This window comes from Shewanella inventionis, assembly GCF_019931735.1.
GTDB classification, from domain to species: Bacteria; Pseudomonadota; Gammaproteobacteria; order Enterobacterales; family Shewanellaceae; genus Shewanella; species Shewanella inventionis.
In genome coordinates, this window is sequence record NZ_CP082926.1 from 1376421 (window position 1) to 1391982 (window position 15562).

A 15562-nucleotide genomic window follows, 5' to 3' on the forward strand; every position below is an offset into this window, starting at 1 on the left:
AGTTTTGCACAGCTGCCCGTTGAGGGGTATTTAGTTGATGTTCATTACTCCAATGACGCCACAATTTCGCGGAAAAAGGCGATGGTTTCGTGTTTTGAATTTAACGCATCAAGAAAGCCTAAATCGGCGCTGTTTTTTACAATCACCACATTGTGTTGTTGGTTTACGTAAATGTATTGCCCGTATACGCCAACACAAAAGAACTCGCCTTGCTGTGCTTGTGGCGGTAACCAAATTTGGTAGCCGTAACCTAACTTATCGGCTTGTGGTTTAAGGTATTCGGCTTGTGGCGTGGTGGCGGCTTTTATCCATTGTGCAGAGACGATTTGCTTGCCGTTAAACTCACCATTATTAAGCAATAAGCGGCCAAAGCGGGCATAGTCGCGAGTGGTTACATTTAAGCCACCTAAAGCAAACTCAGCACCTTGGGAATCGGTGAGCCAAAATGCATCGCTTTCCATGCCGATGGTATTCCACAGATTTTGTTGAATGAGTTCAACTAACGATTGTCCGCTTACACGCCTGAGGATCATGCTAATCACATGGGTGTCCATGCTGACATAATGAAAGACTTTGCCTGGGGGTGACTCATTAACCAACTCACTGGTCATGTGATCTAACGAGCCGCCGATAGCGAGGACCCGGCCCATTTTGTTTATGTCTGAGTAAAAATCCAGGTAGTCTTCGTTCCACTTAACTCCTGATGACATTTGTAACACGTGCTTAATTTTGACATTGCCATAACCGGAGTTAGCAAGTTCTGGCAAGTAAAAGCCGACGGTTTTTTCAATGTCTATACCCAATCAACTTGAAGATGCGGATTGTAACATCTGAAAATTGTCATTGATCCGCGACGTCAAATCGCCACCCATTTCCGGCAGTGTTTCTTTAAAAAATTTTGATAGAGCGGCCCTAAATTCGCGCTTACTTTTGAAATAAACGCTGTTTCTGGCATGCTCATTCATCACCTTCCACAGCCGCTCTATTGGGTTCAGATTTGGGCTATAAGGCGGTAAATAATGCAGCTCTATCTTAAGCAAATCGGCCATTTCTTTGACCTTCTTTGAGCGATGATAACCTGCGCCATCTAAAATGAGATGCAACGTGTGAGGTGGTGGATATTTCTCCCTTAACACCTCAAAAAATTGAACAATACTGTCGCCATTAACATAGTCATATTCGTTAACCGTTGCGTTAGCGATATCATCAAGGTCAATCGCACCAATCAGATTGATACGTGTCCGACTACCAGTGGTTTCAACGGGTTTATCTTGTCCTGTGCGGATCCAGCCATGCGATATTTTTGTCGCTTGGGTAGGATGAACTGCGTCGATAAAGAGAATAGTCGAATCCTCGCCACAGCTGGCTTTAAGGTTTTCATACTGCTCAACAAAAGCCTGTTGCTTTGCTTCATCAAACTTATGCGGCACACCTTTAGGCTTTTTGTAGCTAAAGCCATTTTTATGCAGCCACTTGTGCATGCCAGCGACAGTATATTTAACACCGAACTGCGCTAACACATAGCCGACAATTTGATGGTTATGCTGGTAAGTATGGGCAGTTAAATGGGTAATTAACTCCGCCGTTTGCTTAGCGGATAAATGGCTTTGTGAGCCGCCATTTTCAGGCTTGAGTTTATCCGACAAGGTATAGTCTGCAAGATGTCGCAGCACGGTGGATTCGTGAATGCGTAGCGCTTGAGAAATCATAACCGTAGACCAGCCTTCTGAGGTAAGGAGGACGGCTTTGATGCGATCACGAACTCGCCCATCGCGCGCTTGAGCATGCTGGGTTTCGAGCTGTTTCTTCTGGTCATCGGTGAGGTATATTTTCATGAGGTGTAGCATGATCCTGATTTGAAATAAAATCAAGCACCTTCAATGATCACCGGTATATGTTGCCAGCATCGACTTGCATACCAAACAAGATAGACACAAATGATTTGGCCATTGACCATGAGATACGTTGGTCGTCACTTTGGGTGCCTAGATAATATTGCTCAAAGGTGATTTTGTTGTCTTTGAGTACCAGTAATGCGGTAGTAGCCCTGCGAGTGAGAAATGATTCGGTACTGGTGGTGTTATTTCTATAATTAAAGGAGCTTGGTAAGGGAGTTGGGTTTGTTGCAAATGGAGATGGTTGGCCCTGCGCAACGATTTTTTTGTTGAAAAACACATCCTTCATATGAGAAAAGTTATTCACGATGAGTGCTTCGTCAAACAGGCTAATGACGCTGTATAAGCGGTTAGCGCTTTGCCAATTGAGCGCTACAACAATCACTGTAATAGTGACTATCGCTAATACCGTCCCCTTAATGTATTTTGACAACGTCGACATGAATTCCTCCTAATTGCTTTATAGTAACCTAAAGCTATCGTGACTATAAATCAAACAGTTATCGCGTTTAACCTTGTAGTAGCTCCAAAGCGGTTCACATTTATGATCGCCGCTATTGAGCATCGTGCTGCTATTGCCTACAATAACGCACGTTTTATTAATTACAGAATATCACTATGAACGACACGACTGCTAAACCTGCTTTACCTGATCGCTTAAGCGTTAATCCACGCAGCAAGCACCATATTGCCGAGATTTTTGAATTTGATATTGGCATTAAAGTAAATGGTAAAGAGCGCTTTGATGTTGAAGAATATTGCATCAGTGAAGGTTGGGTTAAAGTGCCTGCGGGTAAAGCATTAGACCGTCGCGGCCAACCGCTTACAATGACGGTTAAAGGTACGATTGAAGCGTTTTATAAGTAAGCGCTTTAGGTGTTAACAAACAAGGCTAGCCAGATGGGTTAGCCTTTTTTATTGTTTTGATTTATTTAGGTTTTGCTTGATGTTTGTGCGATAAGCTTTATCCGTAAACAATCCCTGCCAGTGTTATTCACCTTTAAAAGCCTAAGGGCTGCCATCATGACTTTCATTCATGTTCAATGGCTGTAGAATCCGCGCCGTGTTTTAGCTGCTTATTTGTGTATTTATGATGATTGATTTGGCATTACTGCCTTTATATTTAACGACTGTTGTGGCGTTACTGTTAATTCCTGGCCCGGATATGTTGCTGATTGCCAGTTCGAGTTTAAGCTATGGCCGCAAAGTGGGTGTTTATGCCAGCTTTGGTAATGCAACCTCTGGCCTTATTTTAACCTTGCTTGCTGCTATGGGCGTGTCGGCGTTGGTGGCCATGAACCCAATGGCATTAGAGTTATTGCGAGTTTTAGGTGGTGCTTACTTACTTAAAATGGCGTGGGATTGTATCCGCAGTGATTCGGTTGATGCGCCTGAAATTGCTGCGCAACATAACCTGGCAAAACTGTTGTATCGCCGTGCGGTAATGAGCAATTTACTGAACCCGAAAGCGTTGATCTTTTTCGTGTTGTTTTTACCGCAATTTGTGTCAACTCAATTGAGTGCCAGCTCTGGTGAGCAAATGTTAGCGTTAGGCTTATTGCTCAATGTAATGGGTTTAGCGTTTAACTTATTGCTGGTGGCCTTGGTGGGGATTTTGGGTAAACCATTATTAAACAGTGAAAAATTTCGTGCTTATCAAAATAAATTTATGGGGTTGGTGTTTTTTACCTTAGCGATTTGGATATTGGCCTCGCAAGTGCAAAGTTAAATGTTGAGGCGAGCAATACATAAAAACCACGGCTAATAACCGTGGTTTTTTTGTTTGCAGCAATACAGGTTAATGTTTTGCTTGCTTAATCGCTGCGATTTCTTTTTCAACGGCTGCAACGACCTCTTGCGGTTTTTTGAGGTATTTGGAGTGGTCGATAAAAATGGCGTTATCGTTAACTGTCATTATCAGTGCTGGAAAGCTGGTTGTGCCAATCACTTGTTGAATTTCTGCTATGCCTTCTAAAATGTTTTCTGCGTCGGTAGTTAATTCGTCTCTAAACACTTTATTGTTTGGCGATAATTTGAACTGTTCTACAATGGCATTAAAGTCGTGTTTGTTGCTAAATGGGTTGCCTTCAACAAAATGTGCCGTTTGTAATGCATTGAGTAATGGCAATTGTTTGTTAGCTTGTTTGTCTTGCATCCAGGCTAATAGGTTAGCCGTTTTTATTGAGTTTTTAGGGCTATTTGCATAGCGAGTATGCTCACGGCCAAATTTGACTCCACTGGCCTTTGCCGCTGCTTGTATTTGTTCTTCGCCTGCGCTGTCGCTGCCAATGTAATGTGCGCAATGTAATAAGTGCACTGTCATATTTGGGTAAGCATTCTGCAATGCGTTGACTAATGGCGTAGTGGCGTAGCTCCAAGGGCAGTGCGAGTCAAAGATAAAGTAAAGCTCAGTGGTCATGGTGTTGATTCTTGTTGGCGTGTAGATGTAGCGATCCTAATGAGTTTAATGCCAACATTCAATCATTGGCGATAAGTCGTTTATATCGTTAATGCTTGTGGGTCGGGGGCGCGCATTCTGTCCCACCAGTCTTTGTCGGCAACTATTTGGCCTTGGTCATCAATGGTTGGGTAGGGGATTTGCTTGCGACGACACGCTTTGGCATAAACCGGATGGCCTTGTTCAAACAGCATTTTTTGGCAATAGGCATAATCAAGCTTACGGGTGCCGTACATATTAGCTTGTTCGCGTTGCCGCTGGGCTTCGTACATCACTAAAGCTGAAGCTACCGAAACATTGAGCGATTGCACCATACCGCGCATAGGGATAATAATGTGTTTATCTGCTGCAGCAATGGCTTCATCACTCACGCCATCACGCTCATTACCCATCACAATCACGGTAGGCTGGGTGTAGTCTATGTCGCGAAAATCAACCGCGGTGTCTGAAAACGTGGTGGTGAGTATTTGCATGTTTTGCGCTTTAAAGGCTTGATGCGCCTCTGCAAAAGTATAATGCTTAATCGTACTCACCCATTGTTGGCTGCCTGAGGCGGTATTACCCGATACTCGCATTTCGATGTCGGGCCATACCGCATGAATTTGATGAATGCCGACACAATCAGCCGAACGAATCACCGCGGCGATGTTGTTGGTCATGTGTACTTTATCAAGACAGATAGTGAGGTCGACTTGGCGGTTATCAAGCATTTGGTTTATGCGGGCAAAACGTTCTGGGCTCATGGCGTAACTCGTTGTATTTGTTCAATCACACTTAGGCTGTGCATTATGTTGAGCGGCATTATAACGCATAAATAGGCTTAGTTTGGCAATGATATGTGTATGGGTGTATAAGAAGTTTGTTTTTAATGGTGTCAGGTGTTTTCGACAGAAGGAGGGGAGTGTTGAGTGGTATAGCCAGTGAGATTACAATCAATTTACCCTCGTTAATTCATCGTATTGGTGGCGAAAAAACCAAACAAGCCAAAGCGATTGCGCAGCAATACCAGTGTGGCCTTAAACGTGTTCGTCGTTCTCGTCATTGGGTGTTAGGGGGTGAGGCTATGAGCATTCAGGCTTTTGTGGTGTGTTTGCAAGCGTTAAATGATGATGGTTTACTCTATTTAACTAAAAAAATTCAGACAGCATTGAGTCATCACAGCGATAAGTTAGAGCCGCTCGATGCCAAATTGTTGCGGTTAATTAATCAAAACCCAGGGATCACTTTAGGGGAGCTGATGCAAGCGACGCAATGCACGCAGGCGCAAGCGCGTATTGCGCGTTTTATGCCGACGTGTAGTCATTTTTTGTCAGCGCTTGGTGGTTTTATGTCAACAATAAGGTAAGCCTAAACTGAGCCGTTAAAGTATTTATCTGAGTCGATTAAAGAAATGCTTTACAATATTTAAAACTCATGTAATATCATCTTCGCTCTGACATTCAGAGTTATTAATGAACATCAAGTAAAAGAAAAGCCTTAGAATCTCTGCGTTTTCGTTGTTATCCTCTGTGTTTCCCTTAGCTTCATCGTGCCATTCAATAATTCAAACTTGAGCGCATCGCATTTTCGCGACAGATTGATTAATTTAAATTTATAAGGGACACAACATGTCTAAAACTACTGGTTTAGTAAAATGGTTTAACGAAGATAAAGGTTTTGGTTTTATCACTCCTGATAACGGCGGCGCTGACGTGTTCGTTCACTTCCGTTCAATCACTTCAGAAGGTTTCAAAACTTTAGCTGAAGGCCAAAAAGTATCTTTCGAAGTTGAGCAAGGCCAAAAAGGCCCACAAGCTGCTAACGTAGTAGCTATGTAAGACTTACTTTGTAAGATAGCGCAAATAGTCTAGCGACTGTTTGCGCTTTTTTTTGCCTGTATTTTGGCTTGTTTCTTTTTGACAAATATTGATGCCAATATGGTTTTTATTGGTCTACTCTGCATATCGGGTTGCAATAGAAAAGGCCAATCGTGTTAAAGATGGCCTCTGTTCTATTAACTTATACCATTCCGCATAACTAAGTGATCATTGTTGCCCATTGTCGATGGCACATTTTTTTCACACGCTCTTTATCTTCAATGAATGCATTCCACGCTTCACTACAGGCATCAACTATTGACTCGTAACCTTCAAAGCAACGATTAGCTAACTTATGCTGCCTCAACCAACTCCACACTTGCTCAATTGGGTTTAATTCCGGAGAATAAGGCGGTAGCTTTACGATAGATAGATTCTCAAAATCATCTGCAATATCATTAGCATGCCAACTCGCGCCATCCATAATCACGACAGCATAGCGCCCGCTTGATGTCGCCAAGGAAATTTGTCCCAAGTGTTGTCGCATTACCTCTTTATTGATGTAAGGTGAAATGAAGGCCTCAGTTGCTCCGTTTCTCGGACAAACCGCACCAAAAAGATGGACATACTCGAATTGCTGTTGCCTCACTGCGAGCGGACGGGTACCTTTTTCAGCCCAAAGTTTGGTGGTGGTATTTTGCTGACCAATACGCGCCTCATCTTGAAACCAGATATCTACATCAGCCGGCGACACAAAAACAGGGATGTCAACGATCGTTGACAAGGGGAAGTTTTTTAAAAGCCTCCATGACTTCAACATCTTGTTTCGGATGTTTAGAACGGCTAGAAAGCCAGCTAAATCCGAGTTTATAAAGTATTTTATAGACGTGATTGAGGTGAAACGAAATACCAAACTCGCTCAATATATAGCGTCGTATATCTTGACCAGTGAGTCTACCACCGACCTCTGATTTGGCAGCCTCTGTCAACATCAGGGTTAACTGTTTGGCTTGCTCGTCTGTTAATCGCGGTGGTCTGCCTGAAGACTTTTTACTCTCAATACCACTTAGACCTTGGCTTAAATAATTGCTGATCCATTGATTCACAATCCGACGACTGACCTTGGTCATAGCAGCGACTTGAGTTCTATTCGCTCCCTCAAGAAAGTGTGCTACGGCCAATAATCGCAAACGCATTCGGGCATCTGCTGTTTGCTTGGATAGCCTGATTAATTCGAAACTGGTGTGTTGTTTCATTGCTAAAAAAGGTGAGTAACGGATATAGCAATTAGATCACATTTTTTCGCGGAATGGTATTACACCAATCAGCACAAGAATGTGATCATTAAATCGCTTTTAACTGCGTTAGAAATGTTGAAGGTAGAACAACTCGCTCGCTGCAATTTCTGGCTTTTTCTAAACGGTTGTTTCTACGCAATCTCTGATCACTTATTTATCCTGATTGGTTTTATTAATTAGTATTGTATTCGACAGCACCTATATCGATTACTTTTGAACCATTATTATCACCATCGATTGGTCTTGGTAAACCATAAAAATCGTTGATTAGTGAAGAGGCAATACCAGCATCTATCACTGGGGAGTTACTTAATGGATAACCTGTTGCATCTAATAATGGGTCTGCGGTTATTGTGCCTACTTCCACTTCGATATCAAATAGGTTTTCATACAAAGTTGCAATGTCATAGAGCACATTGTTGGCCAGGGTAATGTTAGTCTCTTCACTGAGCTGATAGTAAAAGCCGGTATAGTCAGTATTACTAATGAATAGCCTAGATTGTGAAACAATATTGTTATTTGCTTCGATAATATAAGTTAGCTCTTGTGTATCACCATAGCTTAGTTTGAGTGCTGTACCCAAACCTAACAAGGTATTATTATTCATTTCGATCTCGACTTTAGAGGTGGCTTCAATAAAGTTACATCCAAAATATAAATTTGGGTTTGATACTAAATTTCCCAAGTAAATATTATTGATAATATGCAGTTGCGACGATCCTGCCTCGTAGGAAATCGATTGTATCGATGGGCAGTGGTAACTGTCTTTTGTGTAGCTATTGGCATACCCTGCATTAAGTGATGAGCCAATTAGCTTGTTTTGTTGGAAATAGAGCTCGCCTGCATTAGTGATGTGAGCAGCTGTTAAATGAACATTTGTTGCATCAAATGTATTGTTGGAAATATTGCCGCCGCTTTTATCAACATAGATAAAATGGTTTGCTAAGGTAAAATTAGCGATTGAACTTTGCTTCCCGATTTTTATGCTTGGATCAAAAGGCGCTGCGCTTTGACTACCAAAGTCATGATAAAGATATGATTTTTTGTTATCTCCTGTAAGTATGATTTGTTTCTCTGATAAATCTAACTTACCAAGATAGATCCCTGCCGGTACCATTACACTTGCCCCATCAATGGCAGAGTCAATTTGCTGTTGAATACTTTGGCTGGATTTACCAATGATTACTGGAAATTGTGCTTGTCCGATAATACTGTCTTGAGTGGTTTCACTTTTAACGTTAAACCCCAGTTTGCCTTGCCCTTGGCTTAGACCTGCTATCGACATCTTCACCATGTAGTGAGTTTGATTGTTATTAAAAATTAACTCATTGTTAAATAAACAGTTGTACCATTCATTAGTGATTTCACTGTAACATTGTGCTGTGTTAATGCTGGTAAAGCTTGGCACATCCAGTGAAACACGTACACCTTCTACTCTGTCTGTGCTGGGTTCTTGCTGAGTAAATGAAAACTCGACTTCTTCAGTTGAGTTTTCAAGCATCATTGAATAAATGGTATCTTTATCGTCAACAAGTTGATAAGTCACATCAATTGGACGTCGACTTATTTGTATTGATGCGGTGTTGTTTGCTAATTCTGTGTCATGCCCTGAGAATTGAATTGACGCGGTAATGGTACTGTTTACTTCGGCAATAATTTGTTTATCTGCCTCTAGGTGGACTTCTTGTCTTAGGGTTTGTCCCGGTTGTATTCCATCAAAATGACAACTTAAGCTCAAGCCGTTTACGGCTACCTGACAAAAGTTGCTGTTTTCATAATAACCTGAATTAAACGTCGTTGGGAGTTCGGTTGTATAAATCACATCAAATTCTGCGCTCATGGCAGAGTTAATGTTGCTGTTAATCAAAGCTGTGGCAACGATGTCTTGGCCATAATGACTCGTTTCATGTTGAACCGTGACACTGATATCTGCAATACGAGGTTTAATTGTAGCGTTTTTAGGGTGGCCGTAGTGTAAATACTCTTCTAAATTGCTGTAGCCGTCATTGTCTAAATCAAATGAAGCATCATTGGGATTGGTTGGATTTAATCCGAATGCTAACTCCCAATTGTTGGTTAAACCATCGTTATCATCATCTTCAAATGACAATAGCATGCTGTCTGTAAGGTATTCGGATAGAAAAATATAGTGTTGGTTATCACTTTCTGGGTTGAGATGTATATCGTAAAAACTAAAGTTAGACGTAAGGCCATCGCGAGTTTCGGTATAATACTTGATTGTTAGGTTTGCTTTGTCTTGATTGTTGCCTGTTATAAGTAATTGTCCCGCTTCTTTTAGTGTAGGGACCATACTCTTTAATTGAAATGGTGTGATTGTACTAATCGTCCATAGACCGGCACTTGAATCATATATTTTACCTCTAACAGTAAAACCATTATTTGAACTACAGAGTACGGATTTACTACCTGTACGGTAATGCGAGAAGTTAGAAAATAATAGTTGTTCTTCACTTTGTGTGTCAGTAAATAGCAAGTTATAAATCGATTCGACTTTAGGGCAAATAGTGCTGTGTTCGATGTTTTGTGCTGTTCCTGCCAGAGTGCCGCTGCCTAGATTATTAGTAAATTGTACATTTTCAAAAAAAATAGTGCTGTCGATGAGCACGCCATCAGTAGAAAATTTATTTGCTCTGACCGTCGCATTTCCATTCGTTGTCATGCCATCTTGGGTGCAGTTATTAAACGTAATAACTTTCTCATTAGCATTCTTGCCATCAGAAATGCTGAGTTTTCCTCCTTCAGCACAATTAGAGCCTAACTGCCCCTCCTCATCGTTAAAGCTCGGTAATAACTCGGGAGTAAACATAGCAATGTATTCGAAAACGATACCCAGTGATTCAGAATTAATTGCTGCAGGTGTGGTTTTTCCTGTATAGCGTTTTTCGATGTTAACTAAGTCAGCTAGTCAGGGCGGGATCATACTTTGTTAACAGTAGGGAACTTTTTCGTATCGGCATGATCTGATCAGGCATGTTAATCTACTGAACCTAATCCATGTCCTTATTTGAACACTTGAAACTTATCGAAGACCCTCGCTCTCACATCAACCTAGACCATGATTTAGTTGATATTATTTTTCTTGTTTTAGCCGCTATCGCTTCAGGTTGTGATGGCTGGCAAGCTATTGAAGAATTTGGCAACGAGAACCTATCTTGGCTACGTAAACATCGAGATTTTGACAAAGGGATCCCGACTCGGCATTCCATTGCCCGGATCATTAAAGTTATCGATAACGAAATACTGTTGTTAACGCTCTTTCGTTGGGCAAATAGCTTAAGAGAGGCTTCATCCAAGCCATTAATCGCTATCGACGGTAAAACGTTGCGGGGTGCAGTTAATCAACATGGCGCAAAAAATGCGCTACACCTCGTTTCGGCCTTTGATACCGAACAAGGTATCGTGCTCTATCAGCAAGATACACAGACCAAAGGTAACGAAATCGCAACGGTTCAAGCGCTGTTGCACATGTTAGACATTAAAGACGCTGTTGTAACCTTTGATGCACTTCATTGCCAGCGGGAAACGCTTCAACAAATCATCAAAGCTAAAGGCGACTATATTGTTCAGGTAAAAGGCAACCAACCTCTACTTAGGCAGGCCATAGAAATGCAGTTCCAACCTCACTGGGATAACGACGGCGTCGACATATTGAGTGTCGAAGCGGATGACAAGGGGCATGGCCGTAAAGAGCGTCGCACGACGTTTCAAATTCCAGCAAAGCTACCGCAGGCGCTCGCAAAAAAGTGGCCATCAGCCAAGTCGCTCATAGCAGTTGAGCGTCAACGAACACTTAAAGGTGTTACCACCATAAATACGGATTATTACTTAAGTTCTTTACCTCTGGACATCGAACTTGCAGCCAAAGCAGTGCGTCAGCATTGGCACATCGAAAACCAGCAACACTGGGTGCTTGACGGTGTGCCACAGGCACATAGGTTTGCAGCATAAGGATATGTTAAAAGCTTATGGCTAAGCTTGAGAAGAGATGATGGTTTGGCCCATCGAAGTCTGCTGTCGGAAGCTGGCTTCAAACCGCTTCAAGCTGCGAATATTAAGAGTGTTCGTGGTGAGCGTTGAAGAAACGAGCATATTTAAATGCTCAGGTGAGAAATGAGAAGACGAGTTATCGAACCCATGATGACGCATCGTAAACCAAAGACTCGACATCAAAAGCCAGTAGCGTCTAAGACTGGTGATAAATTTACAGGTTGCTCCGAAGGCTGTGTAAGTGGTGTCCGGTGTAAAGTGGGCGTGATCTCATTTTCAGGCTCTTTTCAGGAACTGTGGGAACCAGTCGTCAGAATGTTAAGGGAGAAATACAAATCACTAAAATGGTAAGTATGAGAGTACCAATGTCTGGCACTGGGGCGGAACGACCTGTAATAGTGAAGAAGCATTTGTAATGAATGTGGAGCGAAGGGGTCGTGTTAAACAGTATTCATCTTATATCCAACTGTTAAGCAGGAGGAGATATCTTGATGAATGCACATCGATTCAATATTGATAAATGGCAAGTTGTTAAAGCCTATCAATTAGTAAAAGCGAATAAAGGAGCCGCAGGCATTGATAAGCAATCAATGGCTGATTTTGAAAAAGACTTAAAAAACAACCTTTATAAAATCTGGAATAGGATGTCTTCTGGTTGCTATTTTCCACCCGCAGTTAAAGCTGTGGCGATACCAAAGAAATCAGGTGGTGAGCGGATACTCGGTATCCCTACGATCCAAGACCGTATCGCCCAAATGGTAGCGAGACTTTCATTTGAGCCTTTGGTTGAACCTGAGTTTCTTAATGACTCATATGGTTATAGACCAAAGAAATCAGCGATAGATGCAGTGCGGGTGACAAGAAAACGCTGCTGGTATCACGACTGGGTTCTGGAATTTGATATAAAAGGGCTGTTTGACAACATTTCACACGATTTGCTAATGAAAGCAGTACGCAAACATACGGGTTGCAAATGGTTGCTGCTGTATATTGAGCGATGGCTACAAGCGCCTATGATAAAAGCGGATGGTGAAATAATTGAGCGAGTGCAAGGGACGCCACAAGGTGGTGTCATTAGTCCAGTGTTAGCCAACTTATTTCTCCACTATGTTTTTGATAAATGGATGCAAAAGAATCATGCCAATGTTAAATGGTGTCGATACGCAGATGATGGGCTTGTTCACTGTGATAGTGAGAAGGAAGCTCAACAAATGTTAGTAGAGCTTAAAGAGAGGTTTGAAGCCTGTGGGCTTGAGCTTCACCCAACGAAAACCAAAATTGCGTATTGCAAAGATGGTTCAAGAAAAGGTAAGCACGAGAACATTAGTTTTGACTTTTTAGGGTACACTTTCAGACCACGTCTTTGTCGGAATAGACAAACACAGGGTATCTTTATCAGTTTTACGCCCGCAGCGAGCAGAAATGCTCAAAAAGGGATGATAAAGAAAATTAGAATGCTAGGTATCCGAAAGCGAACAGATTTAAGTCTTGAGCAAATAGCCAGGTGGATCAACCCAATCATCAATGGTTGGATAAACTACTATGGCAGCTTCTGTCGTTCTGAGTTGTACAGGGTCTTCCGCGAGGTAAACAAAGCGTTAATCTGGTGGGCGAGGCACAAGTACAAGAAACTTCAACGACGCAAAACGAGAGCCGGTAAGTTTATGGAAAACCTTGCCCGCACTCATCGTTACTTGTTTGCCCATTGGCGAGCAGGAATGAGAGGGTCGATGGTTTAATGGGAGCGGTATGAGTCGAGAGGCTCACGTACCGTTCTGCGAGGGGCCGCTGGGGAAGTTCCAGCGGTCTACTCTCCTCACTTTTAGGGAAGACTGTTCAAGGATTGGTGACCGTGAAAACGCGAAGAAAATGGCGCTATTTAGGCGTATCGTGCTGAACCTTTTAGAGCAGCATCCACTAAAAGCCAGTAAACCAACCAAAATAAGAAAGGCAGCATGGAATGGCGATTTTAGGAGCGAGATTTTCTTTGGTTAAAAGATTTAACAAAGCTTAATCCCGCCCTGGTCAGCTAGTGGGTCTACTTGAGTGCCGGTGGCTGAACCATTATTTGTATCAGTACTGTCTTTTGAGGACTCGGATCCTCCGCCGCAGCCAAGAAGAAACAATAATATAAATGCCGACGTTAATTGTTTCATATAATAAGTATCCTTTTATTATTTAACCCGAAGTTCGGGCGGCTATGTAGTTTGGGGGGGGATCTTTTTTTAAGTCAGCTAGAAGCTCAGGAGGGCTATTTTTTGCCTGATGATGCATCTAGATTAAGCGATCATATAGATTTCAAAGGTTAAATCAATGAGGATTTATTGTTGCTCAAATGTTTTTAATTTTGCAGCCTATGTTTTTAGTTAACTTGATCAATATCAACACCAATTTGTCTAGATTACCTCATTATATTAGCGGTGTTTAATGCACATTATGTTGAGGCAACCATGACCGATACCAAGTTGATATTACTGCTGAAAACTTGCATTTTTACTGGCGTTATCCTGATTGTTATTGGCATTTATCTTCACAATTTTAATGATGCCATCGACGAGATGGGGGTTACCGGCATTATTATTAGCGCAATGTGCGTGGCGTTTGGCATGATTTTGTCTTTGCCGACCAAGATGTATTTAACCTTTTTATTGGTGATGCGTGAAGCTGAGCGAAAACAGTGATGTGAATTTTCAATAATTTATTGTTATTCTCCTCTCATAGACAGGATCTTTAGCGATAACGCTATATTTTAGGTAGAAAAAAGGCCTTATTTATGATCTGATAATTGTCGCCAAACAAACTACCATGAGCAATAAATAAAGCCGATGACGATTATCTCCTTAAAAAAGCAGTTTATGCAATTCTTCAATGCAAACATCCTTCAAAAAACGGCTAAGCGCACGGGGTTTATTCAACGAAATCGGTCTATTCTGCCGGAAATACTGATCCCAAGCTTGATATCTGCGTTGAGTAAAGGCAACTGCCATGCCATTGCAGACTTGCATCGTCAGTTCAATGGTATGTGTTTGACTGAAAATGATAATGTGGCTTACAAGCCCTTCCACAACCAGCTCCGTAAGGAAGCCTTTCCTCATTTTATGCAGCAACTGGTACAGTTGGCTATCGCTCAATTTGCCCGCCAACAATGTGCTCAGCTTCCGAAGAAGCTGTCTTGCTTTGATGATATTCTGCTTCAAGATGGCAGTTCATTTCATGTTCACAAGGCGTTAGCCGATGTCTACCCAAGCCGCTTTAAACGCAATCCTGCTGCGATAGAGTGCCATATGACCATGTCATTACGAACCTTTAACCCGACGGCGATGACGATAACTGCTGATACGGCTTCAGAAAGAGCCTATCTTCCCAAGCCATTTAAGATGAAAAACAAGCTACTTCTGGCTGATGCGGGATACCCTGATTTCGAGTTTTTTGCCGATGTGGAGCGTCATAATGGTTTCTATATTGTTCGGGGTGCAAAGTCACTCAATCCAAGGGTTGTAGAAGCTAAAAATGGCAAGGGCCGCATTCTTCCTAAGCTAGCTGGAATGAAGCTCAAAGACATAACGCGCCGTACCAACCGCACTGAAATTCTTGACCTCAAAGTCCACAGAGGCAAACAGGAGTTTCGAGTTGTAAGACGTTGGTTCGCTGAAGAAAAGCGGTTTTGTATCTGGTTAACAAACCTACCGACAGAGGCCTACTCAGCCGATGATATTATGGCGATTTATCGCTGCCGCTGGCAGGTTGAACTGCTGTTCAAAGAGTTGAAATCACATACAAACTGGCAGAGATTTGCTACCGCGCAAAAAGCGATAGTTGACGGCCTAGTCTGGGCCAGTCTGCTGGCAGTTATCATCAGGCGCAGTACCGCACTTCAGATAATGCCCTCAGTTTCACTGTTCAAAGCTGCAAAAAATGTGGACGTTTGGTTACTGCCTATCTTTGAATGTATCTGTCATCGAGCCTGGTCAGAAATAACAGAAAAGCTAGACTGGGCGATTTGCTATATAACAAGAAACGCTCCAAAGTCACAGCAAAGAAAATCTAAAGAAGACATAACCTTAGATGGGATTTATGTCAGACTTAATGCTTAAGGTCCAGTGTATG

Annotated in this window: 14 protein-coding genes and 2 pseudogenes; 9 read left to right on the forward strand and 7 right to left on the reverse strand. The window is 42.2% G+C overall.

Annotation, left to right across the window (positions count from 1 at the left end):
• Positions 1-44: 44 nt before the first annotated feature.
• From K8B83_RS06330 to K8B83_RS06340, 3 genes are read right to left on the reverse strand one after another with little or no spacing between them, the layout of a single operon-like run.
• Positions 45-803: a serine hydrolase domain-containing protein gene (locus K8B83_RS06330; protein ID WP_223419307.1), complete on the reverse strand. Its 759-nt coding sequence runs from the start codon at positions 801-803 to the stop codon at positions 45-47.
• On the reverse strand, positions 804-1835 hold the full coding sequence (locus K8B83_RS06335; protein ID WP_188741280.1) for an IS630 family transposase: 1032 nt from the start codon (positions 1833-1835) through the stop codon (positions 804-806). It abuts the gene before it with no gap.
• Between the two features lie 49 nt (positions 1836-1884).
• Positions 1885-2337: a hypothetical protein gene (locus K8B83_RS06340; RefSeq protein ID WP_223419308.1), complete on the reverse strand. Its 453-nt coding sequence runs from the start codon at positions 2335-2337 to the stop codon at positions 1885-1887.
• Positions 2338-2513: 176 nt separating this feature from the next.
• On the opposite strand from K8B83_RS06340, the gene K8B83_RS06345 reads away from it, so the two are divergent.
• Together K8B83_RS06345 and K8B83_RS06350 are read left to right on the forward strand one after the other, a co-directional pair.
• A complete protein-coding gene (locus K8B83_RS06345; RefSeq protein WP_188740847.1) occupies positions 2514-2762 on the forward strand; it encodes a DUF3297 family protein in 249 nt (82 codons plus the stop codon).
• Positions 2763-2988: 226 nt separating this feature from the next.
• The gene (locus K8B83_RS06350; RefSeq protein WP_188740854.1) at positions 2989-3624 is read left to right on the forward strand and encodes a LysE family translocator; all 636 of its coding nucleotides are present in this window, start codon (positions 2989-2991) and stop codon (positions 3622-3624) included.
• Positions 3625-3693: 69 nt separating this feature from the next.
• Here the strand turns inward: K8B83_RS06350 and K8B83_RS06355 are convergent, their stop codons facing one another.
• Together K8B83_RS06355 and trmH are read right to left on the reverse strand one after the other, a co-directional pair.
• Positions 3694-4314, reverse strand: coding sequence for a protein-disulfide isomerase (locus tag K8B83_RS06355; protein WP_188740848.1), 621 nt, complete (start codon positions 4312-4314; stop codon positions 3694-3696).
• 80 nt (positions 4315-4394) lie between these two features.
• The gene (trmH, locus tag K8B83_RS06360; protein ID WP_188740849.1) at positions 4395-5096 is read right to left on the reverse strand and encodes a tRNA (guanosine(18)-2'-O)-methyltransferase TrmH; all 702 of its coding nucleotides are present in this window, start codon (positions 5094-5096) and stop codon (positions 4395-4397) included.
• Positions 5097-5266: 170 nt separating this feature from the next.
• Between trmH and K8B83_RS06365 the strand changes: the two genes are divergently transcribed.
• Both K8B83_RS06365 and cspE read left to right on the forward strand, forming a co-directional pair.
• A complete protein-coding gene (locus K8B83_RS06365) occupies positions 5267-5698 on the forward strand; it encodes a ribosome recycling factor family protein (protein ID WP_188740855.1) in 432 nt (143 codons plus the stop codon).
• A 262-nt stretch (positions 5699-5960) separates the two neighbouring features.
• Positions 5961-6170, forward strand: a complete 210-nt coding sequence (cspE, locus tag K8B83_RS06370; protein WP_188740850.1) for a transcription antiterminator/RNA stability regulator CspE — start codon at positions 5961-5963, stop codon at positions 6168-6170.
• A gap of 199 nt (positions 6171-6369) precedes the next feature.
• Here the strand turns inward: cspE and K8B83_RS06375 are convergent.
• Both K8B83_RS06375 and K8B83_RS06380 read right to left on the reverse strand, forming a co-directional pair.
• Positions 6370-7405, reverse strand: a protein-coding gene (locus K8B83_RS06375; RefSeq protein WP_398409186.1) for an IS630 family transposase whose coding sequence is annotated in 2 segments (ribosomal slippage) — positions 6370-6939 and positions 6941-7405 — 1035 coding nt in all. Because the reading frame shifts where the segments join, the coding sequence is not laid out codon by codon here.
• Positions 7406-7619: 214 nt separating this feature from the next.
• Positions 7620-10274, reverse strand: a complete 2655-nt coding sequence (locus K8B83_RS06380; protein ID WP_188740851.1) for a thrombospondin type 3 repeat-containing protein — start codon at positions 10272-10274, stop codon at positions 7620-7622.
• Between the two features lie 188 nt (positions 10275-10462).
• Here K8B83_RS06380 and K8B83_RS06385 point away from each other — a divergent pair.
• The 5 genes and pseudogenes from K8B83_RS06385 to K8B83_RS06405 all read left to right on the forward strand — a co-directional run.
• Positions 10463-11383 (forward strand): annotated as a pseudogene (locus K8B83_RS06385) (ISAs1 family transposase); the annotation flags it as partial.
• 563 nt (positions 11384-11946) lie between these two features.
• Complete coding sequence (gene ltrA, locus K8B83_RS06390; RefSeq protein WP_188740403.1) at positions 11947-13194, forward strand: group II intron reverse transcriptase/maturase; 1248 nt, start codon at positions 11947-11949, stop codon at positions 13192-13194.
• A gap of 76 nt (positions 13195-13270) precedes the next feature.
• A pseudogene (locus K8B83_RS06395) lies at positions 13271-13450 on the forward strand (ISAs1-like element ISSba1 family transposase); the annotation flags it as partial.
• Between the two features lie 455 nt (positions 13451-13905).
• Positions 13906-14136, forward strand: coding sequence for a hypothetical protein (locus tag K8B83_RS06400; RefSeq protein WP_188741284.1), 231 nt, complete (start codon positions 13906-13908; stop codon positions 14134-14136).
• Between the two features lie 144 nt (positions 14137-14280).
• Positions 14281-15549, forward strand: a complete 1269-nt coding sequence (locus K8B83_RS06405) for an IS4 family transposase (protein WP_223418334.1) — start codon at positions 14281-14283, stop codon at positions 15547-15549.
• The last annotated feature ends 13 nt before the right edge of the window (positions 15550-15562 follow it).